This window comes from Synechococcus sp. RC10B2, assembly GCF_047502635.1.
Genome location: NZ_JANSHO010000076.1, coordinates 1 through 13014 on the forward strand (window position 1 = coordinate 1; position 13014 = coordinate 13014).

Here is a 13014-nt window from a genome sequence, read left to right on the forward strand (position 1 = left end):
GTGGGTGTTTTTTGGGGTTGTGTACGGCTGCGAGGGGGGCTTGGTGGTGGTGGTTCTTGTGTTGATTTGTGTGCGGATAGGTTTTGTTTGTAGATTTGAGGGGTAGGTTTCCGTGCCCTCGGAAAAAAAACCTACCCCTTTAAGGAACCTTAAGGAGGGGGTCTTCAACTGCTGTTTTTTTGATAACTTTGGCTTTGCGATTGGTATAAAACTTACCCCAGCGTCAGGCGTCCGCCTTGCACGACGACTTCGTAGCGTTGGGGCGCGCCGCCTGTGGCGTGAATCATCGCGGGCACATGCGGCGCAAGCAGCAACAGTAGGCTCCGCTCCACAACGCGCTCCAACTCGCGTGCGCCGTACTGCTCGTTGAAGCCTTGCTCCACCAGCCACTCGACCGCCTCGTCGCTGACGACGAGTTCGATATTGCGCTTGCGGTACACCTCGATGATTTGCTTGAGCAGGCGGTCGCGCACGATTTGGCGCACCGTCTCGCGCTGCAGCGGGCGGAACACGCAAATCGCGTCCACACGGTTGATAAACTCGGGCGCGAAGCGCTGCGCGAACGCCTTGCGCCAGTCTTCGAGGCTTGGCTGCTCGCGCAAAAAACCGACCTCCGTTTCGGGCTGCAGGTTCGAAGTCATCACAATCACGGTGTCAGCGAACGACACGCGCCTGCCCTGCGCATCGATGATGTAGCCGTCGTCGAAGATTTGCAGGAACAGCTTGTGAATCTCGGCGTGTGCCTTCTCGATTTCGTCCAGCAGCACAACGCAGAAGGGGTTCTCGGCGACGAAATCGAGCAGGGGCGCGCCGCGCTCGAAGCCGATGTAGCCGAACTCCGCGCCCAGCAGCCGCGCGGCGGTGTGCGCCTCGTAAAACTGGTTCATGTCCAGGCGCAGCATCTTGTCGCGCGAGCCGAAAAAGTATTCTGCCAGCGCACGCGCCGTCTCAGTCTTGCCGACGCCTGTGGGTCCCGCGAACAGGAACACCCCGTTGGGACGCTCAGGACGCAGGTCTAAGCGGCGGATTTTGAGGCTGAACACGCGCACCAGCGTCTCGATGGCGTCGTCCTGCCCCATCACGCGCGACTTGAGGAACGATTCCAGCCCTTGCAGCGATTCGAGCATCGCCGCCTCGCCCCCGCCAATCGGCAGCCCCGTGACGACGCCCGCCGTTTCCCACACCATGCGCGGCTCGATATACGCAACGCCCTGCGCCCGCGCCCTGCCCGCGATGTGATCCATCAGCAGAATCGCCTTGTCGGGGAACGGGCGGTGCTGGATATGCTCGTCGGCGACCTGCACAATCAACTGTAGCGTCTCGTTGGGGAATGCCAGCCTGTGCTGCTGCTCGAACAGGCTCGCCAGTTGCACAAGCACCTGGAGGGTCTCCTCGCGCGTCATCGGGCGCACCTCGATGGGCTGGAAGCGTTTCAGCAGGTCGGGCGCGCGATGCACATAGCGGCGGAACATCTCCAGGCTGCTCACCGCGCCGATGATGGGCACGCGCCGCGCAATCAGCGCGGAGAGGAACTCCATGCGCAGCATCTCAATCGGCGGCGTGGGCGCGCTCAAAAAGCTCTCGAACGCCTCGATATACAAAATCGCGTTCAGTTGCGTTGCCTCGTCGATGAGTTTGCCCATCAGTTCGGGGTTATCGAACAGCTGCGGCAGCATGACAAGGGGGCGTTTGCGCAGCGGGTCAGGCGCGGTGTCGTCAGCGATATGCTCGGCGACGCCCTGCACGACCGCGCGCCGTCCGACGCCCTCCAGCCCGACCAGCACGGCATAGGGGTTCACAGGGCGACACAGCGTCTCGGTCAGCAGCGCGATCTCCGCCTCGCGCCCGACCACGCGCGGCAGCGCGCCCTGACGCGCCTGCTCGGTCAGGTTCGCGCCGATTTGTAAAATCGCAGGCGGCGCAGGGAACACACTCTCGCGCGGGATCAGCCCCGACAGCAGCGCAATCGCCTTCAGCAAGTGCATCTCGTCTACCTGCGGACGCTGCTCCCGCTCCGCAATCCGAATTGCCAGCTCGATGACCGACTCGTAGGGTACGGCAATCGACGAGTTGGAGTTCTGCAACTCTCGCTGGACAGCCTCCGTGAGGGCATCGAGGTCGATTTTCGGCAGCAGTTGCTGTACGATAGGGGCGTGCGTTTTGAGAATCGCCAGCAGCAGGTGGCGTGCGTCGGGCGCGTGTCCGCCTGCCAGCAGCACCGCCTCTTCCACGAGGTGGTGGACGGCTTCCGTCAGGTGGTCGTCGGGCAGCAGTTGGCGTTCCATCGTCTACTCCCAGCGGTGGTAGGCGGGGTGTCCAGGCTTGACGGCGACGAATGTGCCGCGACAGGTCGCGCACACCTCGCCTTGGGCAATCAGTTCGCCTTCCACGACGACCTTGCTGCCCTGCGTCTCTATGGGGCGCGCGCGCAGATGCACAGGCGCGTCCACGGGCGTCGGACGCAGCATGCGAATTGTGTACTCTGCCGTGACGGTCGCAGGCGGACGCTCCAGCCCCTGCACAGTCATCAGGTGGTACGCCGCCGTCCAGTTGCAGTGGCAGTCCAGCAGCGTACCGATGACCCCGCCGTTGAGCGCGCCTTCGAACGCTTGGTGGTGCGGTTGCGGCTGCCACTCGGCGACCAGTTCGCCGCCCTCGCCCACGAAACTGCGGATGTGCAGCCCGTGCGGGTTCGCGGGACCGCAGCCGTAGCAGATGCTGTTCGGCGCGTAGGTCTCTTGCAGGCTCTTGTCCACGCGCGTAGAGTTCGGCGGGCGGCGCGCGACTCCTGCTGCCTCACTGCTTGCGTATTGCCCACAGCCGCGCGGTGTGGCGTCCGCTCGTGCGCCAGCCCTCCGAGTACGCCACGACGCGCATGCCGTCTGGCAGCAGGCTGGGCAGTTCGTCGGGTTGCGCCACGCGCGTGTCCGACGCAGGCTTGCCGAAGCGGGCGCGATGCGTCGCGGTGAACGCCTCCACCAGCAGCGCGCCGCCTGGCTTCAGCCACGCGCAGGCGCGGGCTATCAACGCGCGCGCGTAGAAGTAAAACAACAAAATGCAGTCAAACTTCCCGTCGGGCTGCCAGTCGCTCTTTTCCAAGTCGGCGCAGACCCACTGAATGGGCGGGCTGTCGGGCGCATAGCGATGCTGCAGGTCGCGCCCGCGCTGCAGGGCTTCGGGCAGGCGGTCTACCGCGACCACCTGCCAGCCCTGCGCCGCCAGATAGACCGCCTCGCGCCCGCTGCCGCAGCCCAAGTCGAGGGCGCGAAGGTGCTGTGAGAGCGACCCCCTCCGTTGGTTCCCCCTGCCCGCAGGGGGAACCGACCCCCCGCGCGGTTCCCCTCGCGAAGCGGGATTAGCCACGCCCGCACTCGGTTCCCCTCGCGAAGTGGGGGGAACCTGAAGGAGGGGGGCAATCCTGAACTCTGCCTGCGTAGCCGTTTCCCAAGCATACAGAACGGTCTCCAACCACTCATTCGGTTCCCACAGCCGATAGCGCGCCGTTGGGTCGGCGTCTGGCGGCGGCGCAGGTACAAGCCGCGCGCGCCTGCCTCGCGCGTGCAGCCACCCCAGCGCGTAGTACGCCTCCTGCGAGTCAGCGACCACCCACACCTCGCGCACAGGCGGGGGTAACTCATGCGTGCGCCGTTCCAGTTCCGCCAGCGGGATATGCACCGCGCCTGCGTATTCGCCCGCCACACTCAAGTAGCGCGTCGGCAGCAGTTCCATCGTCGATAGAGTACCCCCGCAGGTATACTTGCGTCGATGCGAATCGCGCACCTCAGCGATGTGCATTTGGGCTATCGCGCCTACAGCCGCACGAACGAACACGGCATGAACCAGCGCGAATACGATGTGTTGCAGGCGTTCCGACGCGCCCTGCGCGCCGTCCGCGACGCCGAACCCGACCTCGTGCTAATCACGGGCGACCTGTTCCACGCCGTGCGCCCGCCCAACAGCAGCCTTCTCGCTGCCTATAGCTACCTGTCCGACTTTCAGAAGAGTCGCCGCAACGCGCCGCTGGTGATTATCGCGGGCAACCACGAGACGCCGCGCGTTGCAGGCAGCGGCTGTATCCTCGCGCTGCTGAAACACCTCGACGGCGTACAGGTCGTCTACGACCAGATTGATGGGCTGGAGATTCCCGCGCTGAACGCGACCCTGCTATGCATTCCCGCGCGGGGTGTGCCCGACATCGAGCGGCGCATCCTGCAGCCGAACCCAAACACGCGCTACAACCTGTTGCTGCTGCACGGCTTGCTGGAGGGCGTCACCCAGCTCACGCTGGAGCGACCGATTGACCGACAGAAAATCGTGCGCGACGAATGGGACTACATCGCGCTGGGCGACTGGCACATCTATCAACAGGTTGCGCCGAACGCGATTTACGCAGGCGCGACCGAGTTCACCAGCACCAACATCTGGGAGGAGGCAGGCGAGCCGAAGGGATGGGTGCTGTACGACGCCGACACGCGCACGCACGAGTTTCACAAGATTCGCACCCGCCAGGTGTACGACCTGCTGCCGATAGACGCTGCGGATATGACCGCCGTGGAGTTGAACCAAGCCATCGAGTCGCGGGCGGACGCGCTGGGCGACGCGCTGAATGGGGCAATCGTGCGACAGCGCGTGTGGAACCTGCATCCCGACCTGCGCCGCCAGATTGATGGCGAGCTGCTGCGCGAACTCAAGGCGCGCGCGTTGCACTACCTGTTAGACCCGCGCCCGCCGCGCCCCAGCACAGGCGGACGCGCCTACGGACAGACCTCCGAAACCGACGGCGAGAGCCGACTCACCCTCGCCGACGAATGGCGCCTGTTCGCCGCCGCCTACGACCTGCCCGCCGACATCGACCGCGCGGCGTTTATTGAACTCGGCGCACGCTACCTGCAAGAGGCGGACGCAACAGAGCGCGGCTAACCGAATTTGCCCCCGAACTGGCATATTTACAGCAGGAGTGGGGTATAATTCGGCGTATAATTCTCACGAGGAGGTATGACGATGCAACGACGCGGATTTACGCTGATCGAGCTACTGGTCGTTATCGCGATCATCGCCATTTTGGCGGCGATCTTGTTCCCTGTGTTCGCTCAGGCGCGCGAGAAAGCGCGTCAGACCCAGTGTCTAAGCAACACCAAGCAGATCACGCTTGGCGGACTGCAGTATATCCAGGACTACGACGAGGCGTTCCCGTTCAGCTTGTATATGACCTCGAACGGCGCGGGCGGCTTCTGCGCGTTTACGGTCTACCATGCCATCTTCCCCTACATGAAAAACGCCGACCTATCGGGGTGTCCGTCCGATCGGCAAGCATGGGATGTGCGCACCGCGTTCTCGCCGTTGGAGCTGTGTCCCAACAACCAGCGCTCTGACTTCAAGACGACCGCCTACATCGGCAACTGGTGTCTGTTTGAGCGGGGCAGCATGCCGCTACCGCAGTGGCCGTGGCCTGGCGGTCCGCGCTCGATTCGGCTCGCCGAAATCGACGATGTGGTGCGCACGCCCGTATTGTATGACGGCGTGTTAGGCGACCATCAGGGGAGTCAGGATGGGCTTGGCTCCTACATTCAGGGGCGGCACAATCTGGTGGCGTCTGTGGGCTATGTCGACGGGCATTCGGGGAATGTCAAGACGCGGCAGGTTCAAGGCGGGCAGGTCACCGTGCGCGAGGCTGGGCGCAAGACCAAGCCGCTCTACGCCGTGATTGACACGAGCCTACCGTTCCACACCCCTGCAGGCTCCAACTACATCTACTACGGTCTGTCGGGCATCGTCTCGCAGTACCCGTCGGGGCACCCACGCGGCGGACGCCCGTGCCACACTTGTCCAGGGCAAGCGGGGCGCACGGATCAGCCGTTCGGCGACGACGGCGCGCCCAACCACTGCCGACGCACCAACTAAGCCAATAGGGGGGCGCATTCACTGTGCCCCCCTTGACAAAACGGGATTTCTATTGTATAATTACCGTACCCGACCACGGGAAAGGAGGTATCGATGATGATGCAGATGGCACGCTTCTTCGGGCTTTTGGTCTTTGCTGCGCTTCTCAGCGCAAGCCACGCGCAATTTCTGGCTGCCCGCCTGCGCGATGCAGGCAGCGTCTCGTTCAAAATCAACAACGCCGACTACGCCGTGAACATTGACTTGGGACAAGGGTGCGTCCAGTCCTTTTCCAGCGGCACAACAGGCGCACAAAACGCCTTCGTCATCAACTTTGACCCAGGCACCCTCAACTTCACCACGACGCTGAACCAGATTGTTAACTCGATTCAGTCCACCCAGACGGTGCGCTTTGTCGCCAGCGTCAGCGGCAACCGCATCACATGGACGGCGCAGAATATTTCCCAGCCTGTCTGCACAATCATCACCATCGGGGGGACAGGCTACCCCTTCCGCATCGATAGCATCTACGGAACCATCGCGGTAGACTTGGAGGAGATTCAATGCACGAGCGACCCGCTGGGGCTGCTGAACCGTGTAGTTACAATCCAGCTGAACAATGTGACGGCGATCTCTGAGGTGGGCTTCACAGGCTTCGTGACGGATGCAGTGTGTACCCCGTTGATTCCCGCCTGTGCGCGTGCGTTCAACATCCAGTTGGCTTCCTATGGCGGCGCGCGGCTGGAGGGCGATGTGGACTGCAACGGCTGCGTCGATGACGCCGACTTGTTGGCAGTGCTGTTCGCCTTCGGCGGTTCGGGCGGCGCGGAAGACCTCAACGGCGACGGCACAGTGGACGACGCCGACCTGCTGACGGTGCTGTTCGCCTTCGGTAGCGGGTGCTAAGCCCTCACCCCCAGCCCCTCTCCCGCGTGGCGGGGGAGGGGTGTCGTGCGCTTTTTGCCCTCACCCCCAGCCCCTCTCCCCTAAAGGGGTAGTTTTTTTGCGGGCGTGCCTGCTCGCGGCGTTGCCGAACAGGGCATTTTTACCGCCGTGCGAGCGAGACGCTCGCGCTCCCAGCACGCGCGACGCTGGGAACGCGGGCGTCCCGCCCGCAATGCCAACCGCGCGAGAAAAAACCTACCCCCTTTAGGGCGGCGGGAGAGGGGTGTCCCGCGCTGAAACCTTTGGAGTGCTGAAGCGAAGCTTCAGCGTCGGGCGGAAGCTGTGCTTCCGCACTCCATAATACTAATCGCTGAGCCAGAGTTCACAAAAGTACGGATAAACGAGAACCCCCTCCTTAAGGTTCCCCCTGCGAGCAGGGGGAACCGAACCCGTGCGCGGTTCCCCTCGCGAAGCGGGGGGAACCTGCAGGAGGGGGGCAATTCAATTCATGAACTTTGGACACGCGATTGGCATAATACGGAGAGGGGATTACTTGTGTCGCCCACCCCCAGCCGCTTGGGGTATACTCTCCTCTAAGGGTGATGATACGGATGCACAAACTGCGGATTGTGATTGCCGACGATGAGCCGATCATTCTGTTAGACCTGCGGCAGATGCTGGAGGAGCTGGGCATGTCGGTGGTCGGCGAGGCGAGCGACGGCGCGCAGGCGGTCGAAAAAGTGCGCGCCCTCAAACCCGACCTCGCGATTCTGGATGTCAAGATGCCCGAAATGGACGGCATCGAGGCGGCGCGCATTTTGCACGAGGAGCGGCTCGCGCCCGTGATTCTGCTGACCGCCTACAGCGACAGCGAGCTGATCCAACGCGCGAAGCAGGCGGGCGTGTACGGCTACCTCGTCAAGCCGTTCAAGCAGGCGGATCTGACCCCCGCCATCGAGGTCGCCCTCGCCCGCTATCAAGAGGCGCGCGAACTCGAACAGCAGGTGGACGACCTCAAAGAGACGCTGGAAACGCGCAAAATCATCGAACGCGCCAAGGGCATCTTGATGGACACCTACGGACTGCGCGAGCAGGAAGCCTACCGACGCATTCAGGTGCAGAGCATGAACACGCGCAAGAGCATGCGCGAAATCGCCGAGGCGATTATCATCGCGCACACCTTGCAGAACCCCTCCCAATGAAACTCTCCGTGATCACCGACGAAATCGCCGACGACCTGCAGACCGCCCTGCAGGTCGCGCGTGAGTTCGGGATCGAGCGCGTGGAGCTGCGCACGCTGTGGGGCGTCAACATTGCGCAGGCGGACGAGGCGACCCTGCGCCGCGCAAAGTCGCTACTCCAGGACTACGGGATGGGCGTCTGTGCGCTGGCGACGCCCGTGTTCAAGACCGATTTGTTCGGCGCGTCCGAACGGGGACCCATGCACGCCGCGCAGGAAGCAGATCTCGCGGCGCAGCTGCCGTTGCTCCAGCACTGCTTGGAGGTCGCCGCGTTTTTCGATGCGCCGCTGGTGCGCATTTTTGCGTTTTGGCGGGCGGGTGCGCTGATCCCCGAACGCGAGACGCAGATTCTGGGCTGGCTGGAGCGGGCGATTCCCTACGCCGAGCGCGCGGGCGTCGTGCTGGGGCTGGAGAACGAACATAGCTGTCAGGTCGGCACGGGCGCGGAGCTGGCGCAGGTGTTGGGCAAACTGAACTCACCGTACTTGGTGGGCGTGTGGGATCCCGGCAATGCTTTTGTGCTGGGCGAATCGGCGCAGGCGGGCTTCGACGCCGCGCAGCCCTATGTGCGCCATATCCACATCAAAGACGCTGTGCGCCAACCCGACGGCAGCGTGCGCTGGGTCGTCGTTGGGCAAGGGGACATCGGCTACCGCGACCACTTCCAGCAAATCGCCCGCAGCGGCTACACGGGCTACCTCTCGCTGGAGACACACGCCCGAATTGAGGGGTTACCGCAGGCGGAGGTCTCGCGCCAGTGCCTGCAGGCGATGCAACACCTTATCGAACAAGCAACAGGAGGCAAATAGATGGCTGGCATTACAGTACGCACATTTCGCGAGCTACTGAAGCGCAAGTTGGTCAAGGGCGTCGGGCTTATCGTGCTGCTGCTGATTGCGGGCAGCATGGTGATTTTCTTTGCGATACCGCCAGGCGCGCCGATGCAACGCGGCGGTGGAGAAGGCTTGAATCAGCCCGTGCTGAAGGTCGGCAATGAGGTCATCACGGAGGCGGATCTGACACGCTTTATCAACCTGCAGACGCAGGGGAACCCTCCCAGCGAGTACGGCGCGCAGATTCAGACGCGCTACCAGACGGCGCAGAACCTCGCCAACCAGCTGGCGATGACGCTGGAGCTGGAGAAGCAAGGCTACGCCGCCTCCCGCGCCGAAATCGAAGCCGCGAAGGAAGAGTATATCAAGTCGCAGCTGGATATGCTGCGCCAGCAACTGCTGCCTGAAGGCAAGGGCGACGACCGCGCGCTCGACAAGGCGCTCAAAGAGCGCGGCGCGTCGCTCAGGCGCGTGCGCGAGCAAATCGCCGCCGAAACGCCCGAACTGCTGTTCCGCATGCGCGTCGTGCAGGACAAGTTCCTCAAAAGCCAGCGCGAGAAGTATAACCCGACCGACGAGCAGGTGCGCCTGATGTTCGAGCAGGTCTACCCCGCGCGCGTGTTCGTCTCCATCGAGAAGCACACGGACAAGGCGCAGGCGCGTATCAACGAGGCGTACGCCGCGCTCAAAGCGGGCAAGCCCTTCGCCGAAGTCGTGCAGCAATACTCCGACGACCCCGACGCCATCAAAAAGCAGGGCGGGCGCGTCACGGGCAGCGGCTACTACGAAATCCAAGAGCAACTGAGCAACCTGTTCGGCACAGAGGTTGCTAACCAAGTCATGGCATTCAAGCCGAACAAAGACTTTACCGAGCCGCTGCAAGATAAGGAGAAAAAGGGCTATTACATCTACGCCATCGCCGAGCGCAAGATGGAACCACCCTCCGACTTCGACAAAAACAAAGAGGGCTACCGACAGGCGTTTATCAACATGCGTATCGGCAACGAGCAGCAGCGCGTGATGAATGCTGCCCAACAGAACTTCAAGCCTGAATTCGTAGACCCCATCCTTGCGCAGTACGACGCGCTCACCAAGACCTTCGGCACGCCGACCCCAGAGCGGCTCAAGACCCTTAAGGCAATCAACGACGCGCTGACGCCCATCGTCAACTCGGCAAACCCGAATGTGCGCCTCGCGCAGTGGATGCAAATCCTGGTGCTGAACCAACTGGTGCAGATCTCCAAAGAGGTCAAGGACAAGGAGGGCGAGAAGACCTACCGCGAGCAGCTGACCGCCGCGATTAATCGCTTCTTCAACGAGGGCGGGGAAGACCTGAACATCCGCCTGCTGCGCGCAGAGATGCTCATCGAGGCAGGACAGAAGCAAAAGGCGCTGGACGACCTCGAAATCGCCGCGGGGATGGTCGTGCGCCCGAACGAGTTCCCGTTCCTGTTCGGCATAGCGGAGCTGTACGAGAAGGCGGGACGCAAAGACCTCGCGCAGCAGACCCGCAAACGCGCCACAGACCTGCAGAAAGAGATGGCGCGCCGCCAAGAAGAGCAGCAGGAGATGATCCGCCGCCAGCTGGAGGAACTGCGCAAGCAACAGGAAGCGGAGCGGAAGAAGCAGCAAGAGGCGCAACAGCAACCGCAGAGCAACCAGCAACCTGCCGCGAACGCGCCCCAGGGGGACAACCCGCAGGGGCAGGCTGCGCCTCAGCAAGGGAAGTAGTATGCGCGTCGCGGTCGTCGGGCTGGGCGCAGTCGGCGGCGCGGCGCTGCGCTTCCTCGCCCAGCAGGGGCACGAGGCGGTCGGCTACGAGCAGTTCATCCGCGGGCACACTCGCGGCAGCTCGCACGGCGAGAGCCGTATCTACCGCCTCACCTACGCCGACCCGCACTACACTCGCCTGATGCGCGAGGCGTTCCCCCTCTGGCAGGCGTTGCAAGCGGAGGCAGGCGAGGAACTCATCGTGCCCTGCGGGGTGCTGTGGCTTGGCGACGCCGACGACCCCGAACTGAACGCGATTGCGCACGCCCTGCAGTCCGAGAGCGTCCCCTACGAGTGGCTGGATAGCGCGTCGCTGACCGCACGGTTCCCCGCACTTTGCATCGAGGCGCACGAGCGCGCGCTGTTCCAGCGCGAGGGCGGCTTCCTGCGGGCGAGCGCGTGTGTGCTGGCGAACCTGCGCCTTGCGGAAACGCACGGCGCGGCTATTCATGAGCAGACGCGCATTATGCGCATAGACCCCCAGCCCAGCGGCGTATGGCTGGAGACCGATTCGGGCGCGCGCGAGCGGTTCGACCGCGTGCTGCTGACGGCGGGCGCGTGGCTGCCGAAGCTGCTACCGTCGCTGAGCCTGCCGCTGACCGTCACGCGCCAGACCTACGCCTACTTCGCCGTGCGCCCCGACGCCGAGCCGCGCTTCGCCCCAGAGCGGATGCCTGTGTGGATTGAGGCGACGCGCCACTTCTACGGCTTCCCCAGCGACGGCAGGCAGGCGGGCGTGAAGGTCGCATGGCATCGGCTGGGCGAGGTGCAAGACCCCGACGCGCCCGCGCACCCTGTGGACGAGGCAGACCTTGCGCCGCTGCGCGCGTGCCTCGCGCGTCGCCTGCCCGATGCGCTACCCGAAACCCTCGCGACTGCGACCTGCCTCTACACCAACACCCCCGACGAGCGGTTCATCCTGCAGCCTCTGCCCGACGAGCCGCGCGTGTGGCTGGTGAGCGCGTGTTCGGGGCACGGGTTCAAGTTCTCCATCCTGAACGCTTGGCGGGCGGTGCAGCACCTGACCGCCTAACGCAACCACACGGGCGGGCTGGACAGGCGCGTTTGGCTGGGGCGTTGTCCTTCGGGGAGCGCGCCTTCGGTAATCGGCAACAGGTCGCCCTGTTGTCGGTTCGCACTCAGTCGCCCGCCGTCGTCTGTGAGGTTCTCGCCCACCGAGTAGAGCTGAAAGCCGCGCTTGGGGTGGGTGCGGTACACGAACGGCTTGCCCGTGAATGGGTCGATAATCATCTCGCCCAGTTCGGGGCGCAACGCCTCCAGCGAGGGGGGATACGCCCCGCGCTGCTGCTGATACCGCTTGACAGCGGCGTAGCAGGCTAACAGGCGGATTGTAGCAACTTCGCGTAACTCCGCGTTAGCTGATAAATCGACATGGAGCATCCACACCTGACCGAGTATCTCGTTTGTCCTTTGCTTAAAGTTAGGGGCAGGAACCTTGCGCTCCCAAAGTGGCTTTTCCAACTCGGTAAAGACGCGCTTGTAGTATTCCTGAAGCTCCGCCAACGAGCGTCCCCATGTAAGGCGCAGCCCAAAGCCGCTTTCGTAGAGCCATCGTTCGAAATTGTTACTAAAATTTATTTTAGACATAAGCGGCTCAATGTCGCGCATCTCAATCCTTCGCAACGCTATATCGCGGTATGTCCCTAACCCACAGTAGTACTCGTTCTGGATGGCGTCTTTCAGAGGGGCACGCGACTGATCATATTTCTGTGCTAATTCGACAAGCGCACTAAACACTTTAGGCGACTGAAACTGCGTCAGCCGCTGGCGTATCGGTTGTAGCCCAGTCTCTATCATACGGCTACCTACAAGGTAGTGTGTTAGCGTGCCGTCCGTGCGTATCTGTTCACTGAAGCGCATGAGGTCGTGGAAGCGTTGTATTGCCTCTGCTTCGCGCCCTGCCGCGAGAGCATCGCCAATCAGCAGCGCTTCTATTCGAGCGATTGTGCGAAACCCCGCCAGCTCAGGCATAAGCCAAAGGATGTCGTACTCAAAGACCGCCTTGCACGGTTGGTCAAGGTACTGGCGATAGGCTTCCAGAAAGGGGCGTCGACGCTGGAGGTAGTACTGCTTATCGGCTTCAGGGACAGTCAGGTGAATGCTATGCTTGCTAAACAGTTGTGATTCTATCCTACGCAGGCGATCGTCCTGCTTCCACTGGTCGTGCATTTCTTGCGCAATCTGCTTGTAGGCGTCGTAGGCGTTGTTGGGCGGGTACTGGCGCGGCGGAATGACAATGCTTGGCGGTCGCTGCGACGCCCACCACCACAACGCGCCGCCAAGCAACAGCAACGCCAGCGCGCCCAGCACCCACACCGTTTTCCGTCGGCGCATGTAGCGGAATTCTACCCCAGCGCATGCTATACTTATAGGCGTGTTTCAAG

Annotated in this window: 11 protein-coding genes; 7 read left to right on the top strand and 4 right to left on the bottom strand. The window is 62.9% G+C overall.

Going from position 1 to position 13014, the window contains the following annotated elements; translation table 11 throughout:
- Positions 1-212: 212 nt before the first annotated feature.
- From NW855_RS11340 to NW855_RS11350, 3 genes are read right to left on the bottom strand one after another with little or no spacing between them, the layout of a single operon-like run.
- Entirely contained in the window at positions 213-2285 is a 2073-nt protein-coding gene (locus tag NW855_RS11340; RefSeq protein ID WP_414508761.1) for an AAA family ATPase, read from the bottom strand.
- Between the two features lie 3 nt (positions 2286-2288).
- Entirely contained in the window at positions 2289-2756 is a 468-nt protein-coding gene (locus NW855_RS11345; protein WP_414508762.1) for a PaaI family thioesterase, read from the bottom strand.
- Between the two features lie 40 nt (positions 2757-2796).
- Positions 2797-3729 carry a methyltransferase domain-containing protein gene (locus NW855_RS11350; protein ID WP_414508763.1) on the bottom strand — a complete coding sequence of 311 codons (933 nt, stop codon included), beginning with the start codon at positions 3727-3729 and terminating at the stop codon, positions 2797-2799.
- A 36-nt stretch (positions 3730-3765) separates the two neighbouring features.
- Between NW855_RS11350 and NW855_RS11355 the strand changes: the two genes are divergently transcribed.
- The 7 genes from NW855_RS11355 to solA all read left to right on the top strand — a co-directional run bounded on the left by NW855_RS11355 (position 3766) and on the right by solA (position 11642).
- The gene (locus NW855_RS11355; protein ID WP_414508764.1) at positions 3766-4920 is read left to right on the top strand and encodes a metallophosphoesterase family protein; all 1155 of its coding nucleotides are present in this window, start codon (positions 3766-3768) and stop codon (positions 4918-4920) included.
- A gap of 75 nt (positions 4921-4995) precedes the next feature.
- Positions 4996-5901: a prepilin-type N-terminal cleavage/methylation domain-containing protein gene (locus NW855_RS11360; RefSeq protein WP_414508765.1), complete on the top strand. Its 906-nt coding sequence runs from the start codon at positions 4996-4998 to the stop codon at positions 5899-5901.
- A 93-nt stretch (positions 5902-5994) separates the two neighbouring features.
- On the top strand, positions 5995-6786 hold the full coding sequence (locus NW855_RS11365; protein WP_414508766.1) for a hypothetical protein: 792 nt from the start codon (positions 5995-5997) through the stop codon (positions 6784-6786).
- A 590-nt stretch (positions 6787-7376) separates the two neighbouring features.
- Positions 7377-7967, top strand: coding sequence for an ANTAR domain-containing response regulator (locus NW855_RS11370; RefSeq protein ID WP_414508767.1), 591 nt, complete (start codon positions 7377-7379; stop codon positions 7965-7967).
- Positions 7964-8815: a sugar phosphate isomerase/epimerase family protein gene (locus tag NW855_RS11375; protein ID WP_414508768.1), complete on the top strand. Its 852-nt coding sequence runs from the start codon at positions 7964-7966 to the stop codon at positions 8813-8815. The genes NW855_RS11370 and NW855_RS11375 overlap by 4 nt, the downstream gene beginning before the upstream one ends.
- The gene (locus NW855_RS11380; RefSeq protein ID WP_414508769.1) at positions 8816-10570 is read left to right on the top strand and encodes a peptidylprolyl isomerase; all 1755 of its coding nucleotides are present in this window, start codon (positions 8816-8818) and stop codon (positions 10568-10570) included.
- 1 nt (position 10571) lies between these two features.
- Positions 10572-11642, top strand: coding sequence for an N-methyl-L-tryptophan oxidase (solA, locus tag NW855_RS11385; RefSeq protein ID WP_414508770.1), 1071 nt, complete (start codon positions 10572-10574; stop codon positions 11640-11642).
- On the opposite strand, the gene NW855_RS11390 is transcribed toward solA, so the two are convergent.
- Positions 11639-12964, bottom strand: coding sequence for a hypothetical protein (locus NW855_RS11390; protein WP_414508771.1), 1326 nt, complete (start codon positions 12962-12964; stop codon positions 11639-11641). The two genes, solA and NW855_RS11390, sit on opposite strands and share 4 nt — an antisense overlap.
- Positions 12965-13014: the final 50 nt, after the last annotated feature.

What these genes read in the sequence shown, in the direction of transcription:
- NW855_RS11350 (WP_414508763.1), bottom strand. Translation starts at nt 3,729, where the DNA reads ATGGAACTGCTGCCGACGCGCTACTTGAGTGTGGCGGGCGAATACGCA.
- NW855_RS11390 (WP_414508771.1), bottom strand. Translation starts at nt 12,964, where the DNA reads ATGCGCCGACGGAAAACGGTGTGGGTGCTGGGCGCGCTGGCGTTGCTG.
- NW855_RS11375 (WP_414508768.1), top strand. Translation starts at nt 7,964, where the DNA reads ATGAAACTCTCCGTGATCACCGACGAAATCGCCGACGACCTGCAGACC.
- NW855_RS11360 (WP_414508765.1), top strand. Translation starts at nt 4,996, where the DNA reads ATGACGATGCAACGACGCGGATTTACGCTGATCGAGCTACTGGTCGTT.
- NW855_RS11340 (WP_414508761.1), bottom strand. Translation starts at nt 2,285, where the DNA reads ATGGAACGCCAACTGCTGCCCGACGACCACCTGACGGAAGCCGTCCAC.
- NW855_RS11365 (WP_414508766.1), top strand. Translation starts at nt 5,995, where the DNA reads ATGATGATGCAGATGGCACGCTTCTTCGGGCTTTTGGTCTTTGCTGCG.
- NW855_RS11370 (WP_414508767.1), top strand. Translation starts at nt 7,377, where the DNA reads ATGCACAAACTGCGGATTGTGATTGCCGACGATGAGCCGATCATTCTG.
- NW855_RS11355 (WP_414508764.1), top strand. Translation starts at nt 3,766, where the DNA reads ATGCGAATCGCGCACCTCAGCGATGTGCATTTGGGCTATCGCGCCTAC.
- solA (WP_414508770.1), top strand. Translation starts at nt 10,572, where the DNA reads ATGCGCGTCGCGGTCGTCGGGCTGGGCGCAGTCGGCGGCGCGGCGCTG.
- NW855_RS11380 (WP_414508769.1), top strand. Translation starts at nt 8,816, where the DNA reads ATGGCTGGCATTACAGTACGCACATTTCGCGAGCTACTGAAGCGCAAG.